Here is an 18,681-nt window from a genome sequence, read left to right on the forward strand (position 1 = left end):
CGTGCTAATCGACTGGTTCACCGTTGTTGCTCAAGCCGTCAATTTCCTCATTCTGGTGTGGTTGTTGAAACGTTTTTTCTATAAACCCATTCTCAAGGCCCTTGAGGCGAGAGAAAGGCGGATTGCAGCCGAACTTGCCAGTGCCGACGCGAAAAAAGCGGAAGCGGAAAAAGAGCGCTCCGAGTTTCAGCACAAGCTTGATGAGCTGGAGCAACAGCGGGCGGTGTTTTTGAGCAATGCCTCGGCCGAGGCGTATGCCGAACGCCAGCGGCTGATCGCCACCGCGCGAAAGGATGCGGATAATTTGCGCGCCAGACGAGAAGAGGCCTTGAGACGTGAATATCGGAGCCTGAGCGAAACACTCACACGGCGAATAGGCACGGAAGTATTTGCCATTGCCCGCAAGGTGCTGGCCGATCTCGCCAATACCACGCTCGAGGCGCATATTGCGGAAGCCTTTATCCGGCGCATGCGCGAGTTGAGTCCAAATGAAAAGGCGCGGCTGGCTTCGACAATCAAGACGCCACCCTCGCCAGCCATACCGGCGCCCGCGGTATTGGCAACGGCGGGAACGGCAGGCAGCATTTTGGTTCGCAGCGCGTTTGATTTGCCGGTGGCGCAGCAAGAGGCGATTCAAGCGGTGATCGAGGAAAGCCTGGGTGCGGATATTTCCGTCCGGTTCGCGACCGAACCGGAACTGATCAGCGGCATTGAACTCGTCACGCACGGACACAAGGTGGCCTGGAGTATCGCGGGTTATCTCGCGTCGCTGGAAAAGGAGATAGGCAAGCTGTTGAAGAACCACATTGAAGCCGGGCTGGAATCGGAATCCAGGCCTGAAGCTGAGGCTCAATCTGAAGCGGAAAGCAGCGTCAACGAAAGAAACAAAGGGCAGGAGAAGGTTACGGTACTGAAACCCCGAACCTGAAATCTTCTTAAACCCATGAACACGCCCTCCAAAAATTTGCAAAGTGTCTTCGATGGCGCATTCGCGCAATTAGCGCAGGCACGAGAATCCTGGACGCCGCAACTCGCATTGCGCGAGACAGGCCTTATCACGAGCATCGCCTCCGGCATCGCGAAAGTATCCGGTCTCCCCGGCGTGGGCTTCGATGAGGTGTTGAAGTTCCCCGGTGATTCATATGGCATCGCATTCAATGTCGAGGAGAATGAGATCGGCGTGATTCTGCTCGATGATTATTCGCAGCTGCATACCGGCGATGAAGTGGAGCGGAGAGAGCACGTGATGGATGTACCGGTGAACGACCGTCTGATCGGGCGAATCATCGATCCGCTGGGGCGTCCGCTCGATGGCAAGGCGCCGGTCATTGCCACCAGGCGTCTGCCGATCGAACGCACCGCCCCGCACATCATGGATCGCGCACCCGTCACGGCGCCGCTGCAAACCGGCATCAAGGTGATCGATGCGCTCATACCGGTGGGCCGCGGTCAGCGCGAATTGATTCTGGGCGACCGGCAGACAGGCAAGACCGCCATCGCGCTCGATACGATCCTCAACCAGCGAAACCAGAATGTACTGTGCGTTTATTGCGCTATCGGACAGCGTGCCTCGGGCGTGGCGAAGGTGGTTGCCACCCTGCGCGAAAATGGCGCGATGGAGTATACCGTCGTCGTGGTGACGGAAGGCGACGACCCTCCCGGCCTCGCTTACATCGCACCCTATGCCGCCACCAGCATAGCGGAATATTTCATGGAACAGGGCCGCGACGTGCTGATCGTATACGATGACTTGACCCACCACGCACGCGCCTATCGCGAACTCTCGCTGCTGCTACGCCGGCCGCCGGGACGCGAGGCTTATCCTGGCGACATTTTTTATATACATTCGCGTTTGCTGGAACGTGCCACGCATCTGCGCGGCCCGCTCGGTGGCGGCTCGTTGACCGCGCTGCCGATTGTGGAGACGGAGGCGCAGGATATTTCCGCCTATATTCCCACCAATCTGATTTCCATCACCGATGGTCAGATCTACCTCTCCCCGTCATTATTTGAATTAGGCGTACTGCCCGCCATCGATGTCGGCAAATCCGTTTCACGCGTTGGCGGCAAGGCACAGCGCGGCGCTTACCGCACGGCGGCGGGCGATCTGAAACTGGATTATGCGCAGTTTGAAGAACTGGAAACTTTTGCCCGTTTCGGTGCCCGGCTGGATGAGGACACCCGGGGAATTATCGAACACGGGCGGCGTATCCGCGCCTGCCTCAAGCAGCCCGAGTCCACCCCGGTTACCGTGCCTGAACAGATTGCCGTACTGCTGGCGCTGACCGCCAGACTGTTTGACGATGTGCCGCTCGACCGCATGACAGATGCCGAGCACGCTATCCAAGCGGCGGCGGCGGACATTCCACCCAGGATACGCGCGCGCGTCGAAACCGCCGCGGATCTGAGCGATGAAGATCGAGAATCCATACTGGAAATTTTACGCAAGGCACTGGCCGGATTTCAGCTCCCGCTGCAACCGGAATCCGAGGCGGACCTTGAGAACGAACCCGGGGCCGGTTCGGGGCAGGAAAAACCATGAGCCAGACCACTGCAAGTTTGCGCCGGAAAATCGAGGGTGCCAGGGATCTGCGCGCGGTGGTTAGCACCATGAAGGCGCTGGCGGCGGCGAGCATCGGACAATACGAGAAGTCGGTGCATGCGCTGGATGGCTATTACCGTACCGTGCAGCTTGGTCTGAGCGTCTGCTTCCGCACCGGCGGACCCGCGGCAGCGGCGGCGGAACGGAAAAAAGATATCGGCATGACAGGCGCGGTGGTGTTCGGTTCGGATCAGGGGCTGGTGGGGCAATTCAACGATGTCGTGGCAGATTACGCCGCCCAGACACTGGCGGCTCTGCCCGGCAACAAAAAAATCTGGGCGGTAGGCGAGCGCGTGCATGACCGGCTGGCGCTTACAGGCACGCCGTTGGCGGGACTTCTCGCTGTTCCGCTTTCGGTCAAGGCCATTGCCCCGCTGGTAGGACATATCCTGCTGCAAATGCTCGCGCCGGAACGGGTGGACGGCGATGTCCAGTGGAGAAGGGAGGATAGGGACAAGATATCGAAGCTTTATCTTTTCTACAATAACTCGAAGTCAGGAGCCGTATATGCGCCCATCCATCAGCGCCTGTTGCCCCTGGATGCTGCCTGGCGGCACGATCTGGCCAAACTCCGCTGGCCAACTAGGAACCTGCCGGAGGTAATGGGTGGCGGTCCCGCGACGCTACAGGCGCTTATCCGGGAGTACCTGTTCGTCTCGCTTTTCCGCGCCTGCGCCGAATCCCTCGCAAGCGAGAATGCAAGCCGCCTGGCGGCGATGGAACGTGCCGAAAAAAACATCGATCAATTGAGTGCGGATCTTCACCAGACGTTTTATCGCCTGCGCCAAAGCAAGATCGACGAGGAATTGTTCGATGTCATAGCAGGTGTGGAAGCGCTGGCGGGGACGCAGCAGGCAATACGGCCGGTGGATAGAGGGGATGGATGATCGATGAGGACAGGACGCGTTCCCGCGGACTGTTCGCGTGGCCCATGACACGTGGGGCACGCGGGAATGTGGCGCGCATATCCAGCGGCTTCATCCAGCAAGCTGGGTGGATGTCTTGAATACAGGGGCATCGAAGATCCCACAAACGCACCTGTAAAATGTTACAGCTATTCGTAAATAGCCGTTTGTTATTTAATGCCTGACTGCATCTCGGGCATAAGGGAACGGGTTAGTTTGCAAACCCTCTGCCAGATCTGTTTTTAGCATGGGCATTGTACGCCCAGCCTGCTGTCGCAATATCAACCTGGAATGGTAACGCGGGTGCCAGGAGCAAGCAACATCGCCCCACCCTGGCCGTACGGCACGTACCGGCGGCAGTTACGTTGATCCAGGGCGACGGAATATCGAATTAAAGCCCGGCTTGCTCCGAATTTTTTTGCGCACGGTGGATCCGCACCCAAGGAAGAATCATGACGATCCGGAAACTGAGTCATATCTTTTACCTCGTAACCGGGGTGCTTCTTTCCCTGCTCGTGTTTTTTATCGCGCTCCGTTTCTTCGGGCAGCAGGAGCTCGATGAAGTCCAAAGTGTTCGCTACACCTCTTTCCTCGTTGCTGACGAGCTGCGCCAGTCTTCGGATGATATGACCACTATGGTCCGCGCCTATGTGGATACCGGCGACCCGAGGTTTGAACGTTGTTATTGGCAAATACTTGCGATCCGCAACGGCGAGCTGGAGCAGCCCCTTCACTATGAGCGTAGTTACTGGGATCTCATAATCGGCGACCCCAAATTCCAGCCCGATACGGAAGGCCAGAAGATTTCCTTGCGAAGCCGGATGGAGGAGGCCGGATTCACCGCGGCGGAGCTTGCAAAGCTTACGGAGGCCGAAAATATTTCAAACCAGTTGGTACAGTCGGAACGCAGCGCATTCAACGCAATGAAAGGACGCTTTCAAGACCCCACCGGTCAGTTCGACACACGGGGAGCCCCTGACCCCGAGTGGGCCCGCCGCATCCTACATGGTGAGGACTATCATATCGCCAAGGCCGAAATGATGCGGCGGGTTAACGAGTTCTACGAATTGTTCGATGCGCGCACGCTCGATGCGGTCGCTGCCGCCCAGCGTCGCACCACTTTCTATGTCTACGGTGTCTTTTTCACGCTCGTTCTTGTCGCGACGTGGCTCGTGCTCTCTTACCGGGTCGTGCGGCGAAAAGTACAGAATCTCGTTCGGCTCGAAGACGAAACCAGGCATGTCGAAAAAATGGACCCCGCCCCTCAATTCGAGATCGATTCAAGTGACGAAATAGGCAGTCTTTCCCGTGCCTTTATCGCCGCGCAAACGGAACGCGATCGCTACTTTGACCAGTCCCTGAATTTTCTTGCCATCTCGGGTTCCGATGGTTATTTCAAACGGTTGAACCCTGCCTGGAAAAAGCTCCTGGGCTTCTCGCCGGAGGAGTTGCTGTCCCGGCCGTTCCTGGAATTTGTCTGGCCCGGTTCCAGTGAGAGCACTGCCCGGGAGCTGGATAAACTCGTAACGGGTACGCCCGTCTCCTTTGAGAACCAGATGTGCTGCAAGGACGGTTCTTTCCGCTGGGTTTCGTGGAATATCACCACCACACTGGAAATCCAGGAGTTTTACTTTTCCGGTCAGGACATCACCGCAAGGAAGAGTATCGAGATGGAGCTGCACAAAGCGCGGCTGGCAGCCGAGGCTGCCAGCAGTGCCAAGAGCGAGTTTCTGGCAAACATGAGCCACGAGATCCGCACGCCGATGAATGGCGTGCTGGGGACGATCGGTCTGCTTCTGAATAGTTCGTTAACCGCATCGCAGCGCGAACTGGCGGGATTGGCACGCGCAAGCGGCGAAACGTTGCTCACCATTATCAATGACATTCTTGATTTCTCCAAAATCGAGGCGGGTAAACTGGTTATCGCACCCGTTCCGTTTGACCTGCTTCAGGCTGTTGAAGAAGTGGCGGGCATGATCGCCATGCAACCTTCCAGAAAGAATGACGTGAATGTGATCGTGCGCTACCCCCCGGATGTGCCACGCCATGTCATCGGTGATATGGGACGTATCCGCCAGATATTGACGAACTTGACCAACAATGCCGTTAAGTTCACCGATAAGGGCCATGTACTCATCAATGTCGAAACCGACTCGATCGATGACGATGAGGTCGAGCTCCGCATCAGTGTCGAGGATAGCGGGCTGGGCATCACGGCGGACAAATTGGAGACGCTTTTCGACAAATTCACGCAAGCGGATACCTCCACCACGCGCCGCTATGGGGGTACAGGCTTGGGTCTTGCTATCAGCAAGCAGCTGGTGAAATTGATGAATGGAACCATCGCCGCGAAGAGTCGTGTTGGCATTGGGTCAACGTTCTGGTTTACCCTTCGCCTGCCCCTGCAGCAGAATCAGCCGGCCGCGCTGAGCCCGCATATGGAACTGGCACGTGCCCGTGTATTAATCGTGGACGATAACTCGGTCAACCGCCTCGTGCTGCAGGAGCAGATCCGCGTCTGGCGAATGCGCATCGGCAGCGCCGCAACCGGCGCGGAAGCGCTCCGGGCATTGCGTGGAGCTCATGCCGCCGGCGACCCGTATCAGATCGCAATCCTCGATTATCAAATGCCGGGGATGGATGGAGAAGGCCTGGGCCGCGCCATCAAAACAGATCCTTTGCTGCACGACACCCAGCTGGTGATGCTGAGTTCTCTGGGACAAGAGGGCGATATCAGGGAACGGCTCAAGAAAATCGGTTTTTCAGCCTATCTGGTCAAGCCGGCGCGGCAATCGGAATTATTGTCGACACTGGTGGACGTCTGGGACGCATACTGCCGCCGCCGCTCCATAGATCTCATCAGCGATCGCCAGCCTATTCCGGAAACTCGTGAGGACCAGGTAACCGAAAGTTTGAACTCCCCATTCACTGGCATGCATGTGCTTCTGGCGGAGGATAATGCCACCAATCAGATTGTCGGCGCGATGATGCTGAGAAATCTAGGCTGCCATGTGGATATCGCCGCCAATGGCCGGGAAGCCACGCAGATGGTAGAGGCGTTTCCCTATGACATGGTGTTCATGGACTGCGAGATGCCGGAAATGGATGGCTTCGAGGCCACTGCTGCGATTCGCCGCCGGCCCGGCGCAAAATCGCAGCTTCCCATCATTGCGGTAACGGCGCAGGCCATGCAGGGAGACCAGGAGTACTGTCTGCTCGCCGGCATGGATGACTACATCAGTAAACCGGTGAAACAGGAAGATTTTGCCGCCGCCTTGAAACGATGGGGGCAAAAGAGCGGCTGGGAACAGAAAAATGATGCCCAGCCATCCCGGACGGAGAATGAGAAAACGGTTCCTGTCGATCCCCCTGCCCCTTCCTCATCGCCAGGGCCTTCATCTCCCACCAATATTCCGTCCGCATTGAGTGCCGAAGTCATTGTAAATCTACGCGCCTTGGGAAACGCGACGGAGCCTTCTTTGGTTCGCCAGATATTCATGTCGTTCCTGAACGAGAGCGTTGAGCGCATCGGCATCCTGCGAACCGCCCTGAATGGGCGCGATATCGAACTTCTGCGCAAGACGGCTCACGCCCTCAGAGGCGCCAGTGGCAGTGTCGGTGCGCAGCAGATGGCGGATATTGCTCAGAAGCTGGAAGCGCTGGGTAAAGCCGGCAGCATGACCGGAGCGGTCGTATTGATGGAACGGATTGAAGACGAATTCGACCGCGTGAAGGCCGAAATTGCCGTACTGGAGGATATGCATTCCGAACCTCCCATCCCATAGGGTCCAATTATGAAGATATTAATAGCTGAAGACGATACCACCTCACGGCTTTTGTTTGGCGCGACACTCAGGAAATTAGGGTACGCGGTAACGGCCGTGGAAAATGGGCAGAAGGCTTGGGAAGCCTGGAAACAGGATGAATATTCCCTGCTCATCTCCGATTGGATGATGCCGGATATCGATGGTCCGCAATTGTGCAAAATGATTCGCGCCGAACCCAGCCTGCAATATACGTACATCATTCTTTTGACCGCGCTGGATAGCAAGGGCAGCTATCTTGAGGGCATGGACGCGGGTGCCGATGACTTCATCACCAAGCCGTTCGATGAAGAACAGCTGGCAGCCCGCTTGCGGGTAGCGGAACGAATACTTGCATTGCATAAAAAACTGCATATGCAGGCTACGTACGATCGCCTTACCGGCGTATGGAATCGGGCCGCAATCATGGATCACCTGGAGGAAGAAGTAGAACGGGCGACGTGTCAGAGCACTTCCATTGGTGTTATGGTAGCCGACCTCGATCACTTCAAGCGAATCAACGATACCTACGGACACCCCGCAGGCGACACGGTATTGCAAGAAGCAGCCCGGCGCATGCGCCTTGTGCTGCGCCCTCATGATCGGATCGGGCGTTATGGAGGAGAAGAATTCCTCATCACGATACCGGCCTGTACGGGGAATGATGTGATAACCCTGGCCGAACAAATTCGTAATTCCATTAGCATGGATCCTGTTGACAGCCAGTCCGGGGCAATTCCCATTACAGTAAGCTTGGGGGTAACGATTGGCGGCAGCCGGGTTGAGGAGGATGCGGGCACACTCATCGCAACCGCCGATAGGGCGCTTTATCGGGCAAAGATAGCAGGCCGCAATCGCGTTGAATTCTCAAATCCGAAAGTATGACTATGACTCTAGGTAAGACACCCTCTATTCAGCCGCGGCATCAATGGGAGACAGCCGGAAGAAATTGAATTTCCCGGTTTGTTTGATATCGATGGTGATCCAGGGATGCATATCGCCGTCAATTACGAGGCCTTCCGCTTTCTCGAGCCCGGCGGGAAGTTTCCAGTACGCGCCGCGATCCAGCGAGACTTTGTCTTCGTCAGGCTTCAGAATCTTTTGCAGCCGAATCAGGGTGGCGCTCTCCTGCGAGAGCAGGTAAACGCTTCCGTCCGGGCCGAGCGTGATTTCGCTTGCATCCGTGGCGAGTTCGCGCAGGCGCCCGGAGAATTCCCATGTCTTCAATGCCACCAGCCTGCGTTGAACAGGAAAAGTGGTCCGGTTTGCGCGATAGACAATCGGTTCCTCGGAATCCGTTTTCAACCCGGCGAATGCTTCGCCTTTCTCCAGGAAAGTGGACGGCCCGTAACCGATCGGAGCGTCGCCTTCCGGGCCGAATTCAACAAGCATCGCGGGCTGCTTTTCCTTGAGAATCAGAACATGGCCCTTTTTCATGAGTATCATCCCCTCGCCTCGTGAATTGGGGCGTGCCTCCCAGGCCAAGTCGAGGTAGCCGATACTTGAAACATCCAGCGTGAAACTTCCCAGGTGGCGCTCCAGGCGATGGTCGAGGCAGGTGATTTCGCCACGGTTCTCACTCAGCATGCAGACCGTGTTTCTTCCGTCCGTTGCGATCGCCTCCCACTGGGAGGTGTCCGCTTTGCGCGTGCGCATCATATCCGCGACATCCTGCGTATCAATAATGGCCGCGCCCGACGACCCATCGATATGAAATCGGGCGATCTCGTAGCTGCCATCGCCAATAGCATAAATGTTGATGCCCTCCTCGCCCGCTTCCACGCTCCGGTTTCCGTCTTTTATAGGATGCGCGATGGCGAGTCCTGATAGCTCGGCAATGGGAACGTTAAACTCCTCTATGATAGTCAGCGTTTTTTGCGGGGCTCCGGAGCTGGCTTCTGGACCGGAAAAGGCGGCATTGCCGAAGCTGCCCAGGACGCAGGTAAGACAGATGCAGGCGGCACGCGTCAGCTTTGGTAATTCACACAAGTCTCCCGCCAAGATAAACCTCACTAAAGCGCTTTTATCTGGATTTTGCGGAACGCTACCCGCCCGGTATGAGTTTGCAGGCCGATAAAACTGGGGATGCTTCCCGAACTGGGCAGGCCGCGCGCCGCATCGGGGTTGTCATACTCGGTGATTATTATGCCATTGAGAAACACCGTATAGTGTTGTCCCTGGACATGAATTTCGAATTCATTCCATTCGCCCGCCGGTTTTACCGGCAGATTATCGGGATCATTGGGCGCGGCAAAGCCGTAGATCGCGCCGGTCTTGCGAATGGTCGCACCGTCGGGACGCGCGAGCTGGTCGATCTGGATTTCGAACCCGAAATCAATCGCGACGTAGGCGGTATTGTTGTAATTTTTGCTATCCGGGTGCGGAAAGCGGATGAACACGCCGGAATTGTCATCCTCGCGCCAGCGCAACCACTCAAGTTTAAGCACGAAATCCCGAGGTGTCGGGTCGGCATGCCAGAACATGCCTACGTCATTCCCGGGCACCGCTTCCAGGGCACCGTCCATCAGCAGCAGGCCGCCGGGATTATTATTGGGCTGATTCCGGATGGTCGACATATGCCATTTGCCCACATTCACCCCATCGAACAGCATGGTGAATCCCGCATCCGGGTGAAACGGTGCGACGGTGAATTGTTCCGCCAGACGGCGTGCCAGCGCAACGCCTGTGAGCATGGGGTTGGGTGAACCGACAGTCGGGAACAGGGCTGGCCCGGCGACATAGGCATTATCGACAAAGTGGAAACGAGCATTGGCACCGGTGACGGAGGTATCGGGATTCTCGCCCATCCAGAGCGGCCCCGCCTCATGGTGGGTGGTGCCCATGCCGTCGCGGCGCCCGCCCTGCCGGCCCGGTTTATAGGGGACGAGTTGCTTCAAGTCAGCCGTCGGTGCAATGGTCTGGGGACCGGTTGCCGTGAAGACGGTAAAATCGTGACCGCCGGCGAATACCTTGGCTACGTCATCAGAGGCTTTATCCATTGCATCCCACAATTCAAAGTCGTTCACGCCAAGATTGTAAGTGACCATTGCACGCTGCACACCGACCTCGTCGGTCTCATCCGCCAATGTGACATTGCTGCCCGGATTCTGCCCCTGTGTTTCGCCGATGCCGCGAATGGTGATGACCACCGTATGGTCGTTCACTTCCTGCAAGGGAAGCACACTATCGAGGTCGGGAATCTTCTTGAAAAGCTCCGCTTCCGAGTCTGCGCTGAGCTTGTTGAGCCCCGCCGCGGTAATCTGCAAATGGAAATAGCCGTTGCCCGAGCCATCGGTGAAGGCATGCCTGCCCTTCACGAACAAGGCAGAGGCCTGTAGCGCTTTCACCGCCGGGCTGAGACTGGACAACGACGTGCGCGGGATGCTGATGGTGAGATTGGAGCGCAGGTGTGCCATCAAATTCTGGCCTATCCTGTCGTAGTTTGTGATTCCCCGGAAGGAAAGCAGGGCAAGTCGGGCGCTTTCTATGGTACCCAGCGCAATGACGACGTTGCCATTATCCGCCACGGGAATCGTCACACGCTGTTTCTGCACGTTGGCGGCATCGCCGCCAACCGGCACATAAGTCTCGCATTCCACCCCGGTTACCCGCCCATGCCCATTATCGATAGCCGTGACAAGCCGGATTACGCGGCAGTGCGGCACCGCCATGAATCGCTTCTTCACATCGTCCGGGTAGCCCACGGCATGCATCGATTCGGTGGAAGCCGCGCGTGCGGCTTTGATCAGCAGCGGCGCCGCGCTGAATTTGTTAAAGGGAAAGAGTCCGGAACCCGCGCGGCTCTGGACCGCCAAGGGCGCTTCCAGCTTGCATTGTTCCTTATGCTCGGCGGATGTGGCGGGCGGCACATGCAAATGCAGGGGTAGTTCAGCCGGCTTGATGGCCTCGGGGACCTGATTGCCGTTGATGCCGTCAAACAATTGCTTGCGCAACGCATAATGCATGGCGCCGCTGATGAAATCATTCGTCTGGTCGGTGCCGATTTGTTGTGCGGCTTCCGCAAAATATCGGGTATTCAGGTCGCTCGTTACGCTGGCGGGCCAGCGGTCCGGCGGCATTTCCGTATCGGTGGCAGTGTCGAGCAATTGTGGAGACCAGCCGCCGAAGTAGAGGGAGCGTCCACCAAAACAATAGGCCAATCCGGGGAATCCACCCGGTACCTTCGCGGGGTCCGCGCGCCACGGCAGACCCCAAACCTCGGCGCGTGGCACGAACGGATCGGTTTCGGTGGGTGGCGGCACGCCCAGTCCGATCGGAGGATAGTTTTGCACATGCTCCGTCAGCATCAGCGAACCGGCATCGAGCACCAGGATGCGGTGGCTGTGGGTCTTATCTTGCGAAAATAGGTGTTGTGCAAATACGGGCCCGAAGCTGCCGCCGCCGACCACTATCACATCAAAGGGCCTGGCATCGCTGGCGGGAGAACCATCCGGCCGCTGCCCGTTCTTATCGGTGCTATGCAGGGCCTCATCCAGCCCATTGGCGATGTAGCGGCCCAGAACGTCCTTGGTAAAGTCGGTGGTCTGGGATTTGCTTGCGGTCATATCGATACCTTCTCCATATCCGGCCATTATTGCCACTTCAGGGATCTTCGTCGGGCAGGCTGCTAGGGTCTGTTAACAGGCCCTAGTTATCTATAGACCACTTCAGAGAGTAATTCAAAAATTCTCGCAGAACCTTTATTTGAACGAACCTTCGGATTGAAGTCCGCGATCCCGCTGATTTTGTCCCCCTGTACTTCCGTCCAATAGGCAACATAATCAAAGAAGGTAAGATACGGCTTAAGGAAGATACAAAATCTTCCTTCATGGTAACGGGACGATTTGGCCCGGCGGCAGTAATCCTCCGCCGGGCATTTTTCTGACTGTTGCGACTGTTGCAACAATGATGGGAAACCAGGACGCAAACCTGGGCCAGCTATTTCGCCAAACGGGTCCGAAATGGCGCTGGAATCTGATTTCTAACCCCCCGGCTTCCGGTGAAAATATCCGGACTATCGGAGCTTGGCCATCCGGGGAACTGCAATCAGGGGAACTACGATGCCAGCTTGGCATCCATCGTGATTTTTGCCTTGAATAGCTTGGATACGGGACATCCCATTTTTGCCTTGTTGGCGATTTCCTCGAATTTCGCTTTATCCGCACCGGGAATTTTTGCCGTTACGGTAAGATGGCTTGCAGTGATCTCAAAGCCCTCGCCGACCTTGTCCAGCGTCACATCGGCGTGCGTCTCGATCTTCTCGGCGGTCAGCCCCGCCTCGCCGAGCATCAAGGATAGCGCCATCGAAAAACAGCCGGCATGCGCCGCGCCGATCAACTCTTCGGGATTGGTGCCTTTACCGTTTTCGAACCTTGACTTGAATCCATAAGGCGCTTCTTTCAACACGCCGGTTTCGGTGGAGATGGTGCCGCCGCCCTCCTTGATGCCGCCCTGCCAGACTGCCCATGCTTTCTTCGTCGTCATGATTGCTCCTGGTTGATAAAAAGCTATCAGATTGCGCCCGAAATCATCTCGGGTCTGTTCGGTGTCATACGGATCGGGAACGGAAGCTGTAGGATGGGTGAAGTAAAGCGGGATGGGTTAGATACCACCGGTGAAAAAGGATGTCGATTTCGATGGCGTAATTTACCGGCTACGCCAACGAAACTGAAGGACTGCGGGCAAGGACGTTACGATGATTCAGTTGGCGATTACCGTTTTCTTTCCGATAGAACCCGGTACACGGTATTTTGTGGGTCATTTCGCCAGAACCAGCAATGAAAAACCGCCAAGCGTCCTTACCGCCACATCCTCATCGATCAGGAACAATAGCTTCCTCGGAAGCTTCATCAAATCCGCTTTCCAGCCGCGATTGGGGAGTTCGATCGATCCGCAGGTGTAACAATAGTCCACTATTTCATAACCCGTATCTTCCAATGTGGCCAAAGCCGTTTCCTTGGTGAAATAGTGGATGTGGCCCACGGAATGCCTGCTTTTGATGATCGGCGAAACACGCAGCACCGCCTGCACCGACAAGTCAAGCGGGATATGGAATACTTTATGATCTCCCCTGGAGCGCAACTTGCGCAAGAACCCAAGGTAATCCTCCACGTGCTCGAAAACATCGATAACCATCAATACGTCGACGGCTTGTTCGGTTTCCTCCAATGGATCCATGAGAGAGAAATGAAGGTTCCGTTTTTCTTTTTTTCTGCAAAGCTCAAATGCCTGAGGAGAAATCTCATACCCATGGAACATCACGCCATTCCCGTATTGGTGCGACAGGCAGTTCAGTATTTCGCCAGCCCCGCACCCGAATTCCGCCACGGTCGAAGGGGAGACCCCGTTTTTCTGCAGCATCTTGGCGATCTGTGCGGCCTTCCACCCTGAATCCTCCGCATGCCACATCGGGCGATTGGCAAGGTAGGTCCCATCCTCATAAATGCTATCGTTAGTAGTCACGTTTCGAAGACTCCTTCAGTCCCGGGCAAGTCAGAAATCCCGAGGAGGTCAGAAAATATCGTTGACGGCAAACAAAGTATCCACCGGTTCGACTTCTTGCGTCTTGCCATGAAACCGACCAGACCAAATCCGGCAGGCATCAAAACATAGGATGAAGGTTCAGGGATAGGCAAGCAGCCCTCCCTGATTATTGATTTCATAGGTTTTCGTTAGAACAACCCAGCCGGTGCACTACCGGCGAATTTAGGTTCGCCATGCCCTCGCCATTGGAATTCATGACGTATGAGGGACGAATTGGCCGAAAGCCGGAGATACGAAACTTAGACCAGTACTCAAAACTGCGGCCAAAACAACATTGCGGCCTTTGAAAAAACTGGTGATTTTATGATGCGCTGTTCCCGCCAGCGATGCCGTTGAAAAAATTCAGTTCACTGCCAAGGTAAATGACAGATTCGAAATTGTCAAGGCTGAAAAGAGATTTAATCTTTGACAGGAACGCGGAAAATAGCGCCACCATCAGCCTGCTTCGCCGACTTCTCGCGCCTTGCCATGAACCCGACCAAGCCCAGACCGGCAAGCATCAAGGCATAGGCTGCGGGTTCGGGGATGGGGGCAATGGCGACGATCTGCCCGTGGTTATTTATTGCCAACGCCTCGGTTAGAACAATTCCGGTTGGCAAACTCACTAGCGAATTGAGGTCCGTCATGCCCTCACCATTGGGGCCGGTGATGAAAGCATGTTGACTTCCGTCCGCAGTGTCGGAATGTCCAACCACCTGCCCAGCGTCGTTGATGCCCCGAGCGAAACTTTGACTTCCACCCAGCGTATCCAGATCGGTCATGCCTACACCATTGAGGCCGGTGATAAAAGCGTGGACGTCGCCTCCGGAGGTGCCAGATTCTCCCACCACCCGTCCGGCAGCGTTAATGCCCCAGGCGAAACTGAAATCACCGCCCAACGTACCGAGATCGGTCATGCCCACACCATCGGGGCCAGTGATAAAAGCATGATAATGACCACTAGTGGTAGAATTTCCTGCTACCTGCCCGGCATCATTGACGCCGCCCAGAGCGTCACTCGCATCAGCGGAGCTGGGATTGGTGCTTCCGCCCAGCGTACCGAGGTCAGTCATATTTACGCCATTGGGGCCGGTGATAAAAGCATGAGTTGTACCACCTCCGGGCAGGTCGGCGCTGGTCGCGCCCGCCACCTGCCCGGCAGCGTTGATGTCATAAGCGATACTGAAAGCTAGATCGTCCGTCCCCAGCGTACCAAGATCGGTCATACCCGTGCCATTGGCGCCGGTGATAAAAGCATGCTGATTGCCTATGGACGTCCGAGCCGCACCTACTACCTGACCGGCAGCGTTGATGCCATAAGCTGCACTGAAATCACCACCCAGTGTACCAAGGTCGGTTATGCCCACACCGTTGGGGCCGGTGATAAAAGCATGTCTACTTCCTTCAGCGGTGTCGGAATATCCCACCACCTGCCCAGGATCGTTGATCGCCTGGGCGAAAGTATCAGATCCACCCAAGGTTCCCAGTTTGATGAGCCCCGCGCCGTTGAGATCCACGATATATGATATGTTTTGGCCGAAAACTGGGGACACCAAACTTAGACCAGTGCCCAAGACTGCGGCCAAAACAAAATTGCGTACTTGGAAGCAATCGGTGATTTTCATGACGGGCGCGCTCCTGCAATAGACGCTACCTAAAAAGTTTAGCCATGCTATCAAAGTTAGATGATAGATTTGATGTCAAGGCAGAGAAGAGATTTCATTTTTGGCAGGAGCACGGAAAATAAAGTCGCCCGTCATCCTATTTCGCTGACTTCTCGCGCCTTGCCTTGAAGCCGACCAGGCCCAGGCCGGCAAGCATCAAGGCATAGGCTGCGGGTTCGGGAACAACGCCAATAACGATAACCTGTCCCGAATTATTAATGGCAAGCGCCTGCGTTAGAACATACCCATCCGGCAGACTCACCAGCGAATTCAAGTCCGTCATGCCCTCGCCATTGGGTCCGGTGATAAAAGCATGTAGGGAGTGTTTGCTTTCAGCAGTGTCGGAATATCCTACTACCTGCCCGGCATCATTGATGTCAAGAGCGCTACTGTAATCACCACCACCCAGAGTACCAAGATCTGTTATGCCTACACCGTTGAGGCCGGTAATAAAAGCATGAGGGTTGCCTTCGGTTGGGTAGAAATTCCCCACTACCTGCCCAGTGGCATTGATGCCTGAAGGTGCGCTGTTGCCTTCACCCAGAGAGCCGAGAATGGTCATGCCCGCGCCATTGGGGCCGGTGATAAAAGCCTGATAGTTTTCTGTCCCGGTGTTGACAGTTCCCACCACCTGCCCGGCATCGTTGATACTAGAGGCTCCACCCTGATATGCTCCATCTGGAACACCAAGATCGATCATGCCGACGCCATTGGGACCGGTGATGAAAGGATGATAATCACCTCCAGCGGTGGCGGAAAATCCGACCACCTGCCCGGCATCGTTGATGTCCTGAGCATTACTGTAATCACCGCCCAAAGTGCCGAGATCGGTCATGCCTACGCCGTTGGGGCCGGTGATAAAAGCATGTGTAAAAAATGTGGAGCCTATGAGTACGGGGGAATAGCCCACTACCTGACCGGCAGCATTGACGCCACGGGCATAACTCTCACCTCCGCCAAGCTCACCGAGATCTGTCATGCCTATACCGTTGGGGCCGGTGATAAAAGCATGAACGCGATTTCCCTCCGTCAGGGATTCTCCCACTACCTGACCGGCATCGTTAATGTCGCTTAAGCTAAAGTAAGATCCATCCAGGCTTCCCAGCCGGGTTAGTTCCCCGCTGTTGGAATCGACGATGTATGATATTTGTTGGCCGAAAGCCAGGGGCATGAAACTTAATCCAGCGCTCAAGGTTGCCGCCAGGACCAAATTGCGGATTGGGAAACCATAGGTAACGTTCATGTTGAAAATTCTCCCCGTAAAGACGCCGTATAGAATCGTTTGGCCGTATTGTCAGGGTAGATTACAAATTCGGGTTGTCAAGGAAGAACCAAAGCTTGGAGAAATGGGGTCAGCCTATTGTTCTCCGTCACAACGTTGTTGGGGGCGAGATTTGGAAGAAATCCTATCGTATCGATCATTCTCCGTGAATTTTATGTGGCGGTTTTCGCAGCCATGCACACCACCCGCTTAGAAGGCAATTTGATATTGCAATACAAATTGACCTTTGCTGGAGGTTCTCAGTATTTCACCGGAGCTGGTAGTGTTGAATACGGGTCTATTCTGATAATCAAAGGTAATTTTGCTGTTGTGTCCTTTTATAAGCCAATTGATGCCCACGTTGAAAACATTCATTTGGTTGTCCAGGCGTTCATAATTGGCGCTCATCAGCGAGACATAGGGCATCAGCTGGCCATTATTCGAACCGAGCAAATCCTTGTCCATGAGATACCCGATCTGGCCGTACCAGACATCTCCCGTGCCGAACATGGGAAAGGCATTGCCCGGGCCGTTGAAACTTCCTCCCGTGGGACTCGTGCCGCTGGCGGGATTCATTGCGCCATTGTTGCGAATATAACCCGGGCCATAGTCCAGGTTAAAATAGCCAAGATATGCGGAGATAGCCGTTTCCTTTATCCGGTCGACCGGTGCATCCAGATAGGCAGCGACCGACCAGAAGTTGATGTCGTGAAATCTTAGGTTATCCGGAGTGCCCGTCGAGGTGGCATTCTTTTGCGTGATGAAACCTGCTTCGAGATTCAATACGCTCTTCTTCCCGAGATAGGTTCCCTGCATAAAGGTATTGGTCATGGGTTCCGTATCCCAGAAATTCCAAACAAAGAATCCCTGGTATTGCTTTGTATTGTTATTTGCAAAGGTTGCATTATCTGGAGAGAGAGGAGCGGGGGGCTGACCGGTAGTCGATATGGAGAAAGGATCGCTTGCAATCACACGGTAATTTAATTTTCCCACTTGCCCCCTTAAATAGAGGCTCAGTTTTCGGCTGAACAGGTCAGTCTGGTCTACCGTGGCCTGGGCAAAAATAGGAAGATCCATTGTCATGCTTGTCGCAGCGCTCGGATTGCTAAACCGGGAAAGCCCGTTGGCGATGGTAAGCCCGCCCCCTAGAATGGCTTGGTGACCTTCTGTCAGCCGCAATTCACCAAAAGCGTCATGAAAGTAGGCTGAGATATGTCTATTGCCATTCATTTGAGACAGGAAGTTGAAATTATTCATGCCGTACTGGGTATAAAAATATACACGATCGGTAAGCTGGCCCTGCAAGACGAAGCGGGTCCGGCGAAGCCCGATATCGGTGGTATCGTCCACCGGTTTGTCGAGCACCAATGATCCGGGATTATTTTGTTCATACCGAAGCCATGTTTGATTTAACAGCCCGAACTTGATGTATTGGCTCCCATCCTCGTTCAAATTGAATTTAAAAGGATCCCTCTCCTTCCAGTTTGCATAAGCAAATCCCTTTGGAGATTCGTCGGTTTTTTGATTGCCTGGTGTCGATACCGTCGTCTGCTTGCTTTCCCGGCTTTGCTTGAGTGCGGCACCGCTGTCTGTCGCAGAGGTTACGCCTGAAGCCGCAGGGGGCGCCTGTTGCACGGGAACATCGGCGATCTTCTGAAAAGATCCCATGCGAACCCTGCCTGTGCCCGGTTCCGAATAAATTTGCTTGGTCTGGGTATCGACATATAAATCGATGGCTGCCTCTTGAAGGGATCCGACGGCAGGATTTGCGGGCTCCCTGCTATGCGCAGGGTGAGGGGATAGGATGATGAAGAGAAGAAACGAAACCAGCGGAAGATTTAATTTCATGAAACGGCCTTTGAAAAAAGAGAGAGCAGTAATATCCATATGGTATAATGCATGTGGATATTATGCGCGTACTATC

General features: G+C 55.2%; 13 protein-coding genes. 5 read left to right on the plus strand and 8 right to left on the minus strand.

Annotation, left to right across the window (positions count from 1 at the left end; all coding sequences use genetic code 11):
- Nucleotide 1: 1 nt before the first annotated feature.
- The 5 genes from SQ11_RS11560 to SQ11_RS11580 all read left to right on the plus strand — a co-directional run bounded on the left by SQ11_RS11560 (nt 2) and on the right by SQ11_RS11580 (nt 8,195).
- The gene (locus SQ11_RS11560; RefSeq protein ID WP_052494197.1) at nt 2-928 is read left to right on the plus strand and encodes a F0F1 ATP synthase subunit delta; all 927 of its coding nucleotides are present in this window, start codon (nt 2-4) and stop codon (nt 926-928) included.
- A 15-nt stretch (nt 929-943) separates the two neighbouring features.
- A complete protein-coding gene (locus SQ11_RS11565; RefSeq protein ID WP_041514323.1) occupies nt 944-2,542 on the plus strand; it encodes an alternate F1F0 ATPase, F1 subunit alpha in 1,599 nt (532 codons plus the stop codon).
- On the plus strand, nt 2,539-3,489 hold the full coding sequence (locus tag SQ11_RS11570; RefSeq protein ID WP_041514324.1) for a F0F1 ATP synthase subunit gamma: 951 nt from the start codon (nt 2,539-2,541) through the stop codon (nt 3,487-3,489). Before SQ11_RS11565 ends, SQ11_RS11570 begins: the two co-directional genes overlap by 4 nt.
- Before the next feature lie 470 nt (nt 3,490-3,959).
- Nucleotides 3,960-7,292, plus strand: coding sequence for a response regulator (locus SQ11_RS11575; protein ID WP_041514325.1), 3,333 nt, complete (start codon nt 3,960-3,962; stop codon nt 7,290-7,292).
- Between the two features lie 9 nt (nt 7,293-7,301).
- Nucleotides 7,302-8,195: a diguanylate cyclase gene (locus tag SQ11_RS11580; RefSeq protein ID WP_041514326.1), complete on the plus strand. Its 894-nt coding sequence runs from the start codon at nt 7,302-7,304 to the stop codon at nt 8,193-8,195.
- 24 nt (nt 8,196-8,219) lie between these two features.
- On the opposite strand, the gene SQ11_RS11585 is transcribed toward SQ11_RS11580, so the two are convergent.
- From SQ11_RS11585 to SQ11_RS11615, 8 genes are all read right to left on the minus strand, one after another.
- On the minus strand, nt 8,220-9,299 hold the full coding sequence (locus SQ11_RS11585) for a hypothetical protein (RefSeq protein WP_041514327.1): 1,080 nt from the start codon (nt 9,297-9,299) through the stop codon (nt 8,220-8,222).
- A gap of 23 nt (nt 9,300-9,322) precedes the next feature.
- On the minus strand, nt 9,323-11,875 hold the full coding sequence (locus SQ11_RS11590) for a family 16 glycoside hydrolase (protein ID WP_041514469.1): 2,553 nt from the start codon (nt 11,873-11,875) through the stop codon (nt 9,323-9,325).
- A 490-nt stretch (nt 11,876-12,365) separates the two neighbouring features.
- On the minus strand, nt 12,366-12,797 hold the full coding sequence (locus tag SQ11_RS11595; protein ID WP_368730367.1) for an OsmC family protein: 432 nt from the start codon (nt 12,795-12,797) through the stop codon (nt 12,366-12,368).
- 270 nt (nt 12,798-13,067) lie between these two features.
- Nucleotides 13,068-13,772 carry a bifunctional 2-polyprenyl-6-hydroxyphenol methylase/3-demethylubiquinol 3-O-methyltransferase UbiG gene (locus SQ11_RS11600; protein ID WP_198140860.1) on the minus strand — a complete coding sequence of 235 codons (705 nt, stop codon included), beginning with the start codon at nt 13,770-13,772 and terminating at the stop codon, nt 13,068-13,070.
- The gene (locus tag SQ11_RS18260) at nt 13,769-13,972 is read right to left on the minus strand and encodes a PEP-CTERM sorting domain-containing protein (protein ID WP_084226835.1); all 204 of its coding nucleotides are present in this window, start codon (nt 13,970-13,972) and stop codon (nt 13,769-13,771) included. Before SQ11_RS18260 ends, SQ11_RS11600 begins: the two co-directional genes overlap by 4 nt.
- Nucleotides 13,973-14,251: 279 nt before the next feature.
- Nucleotides 14,252-15,457 carry an HAF repeat-containing PEP-CTERM protein gene (locus SQ11_RS11605; RefSeq protein WP_052494200.1) on the minus strand — a complete coding sequence of 402 codons (1,206 nt, stop codon included), beginning with the start codon at nt 15,455-15,457 and terminating at the stop codon, nt 14,252-14,254.
- 136 nt (nt 15,458-15,593) lie between these two features.
- On the minus strand, nt 15,594-16,739 hold the full coding sequence (locus tag SQ11_RS11610; RefSeq protein WP_052494201.1) for an HAF repeat-containing PEP-CTERM protein: 1,146 nt from the start codon (nt 16,737-16,739) through the stop codon (nt 15,594-15,596).
- Nucleotides 16,740-16,967: 228 nt separating this feature from the next.
- Nucleotides 16,968-18,605 (minus strand): hypothetical protein, encoded by a 1,638-nt coding sequence (locus tag SQ11_RS11615; protein WP_041514473.1) that lies wholly within the window; start codon nt 18,603-18,605, stop codon nt 16,968-16,970.
- Between the last annotated feature and the right edge of the window lie 76 nt (nt 18,606-18,681).

Source organism: Nitrosospira sp. NpAV (genome assembly GCF_000832065.1).
GTDB lineage: Bacteria > Pseudomonadota > Gammaproteobacteria > Burkholderiales > Nitrosomonadaceae > Nitrosospira.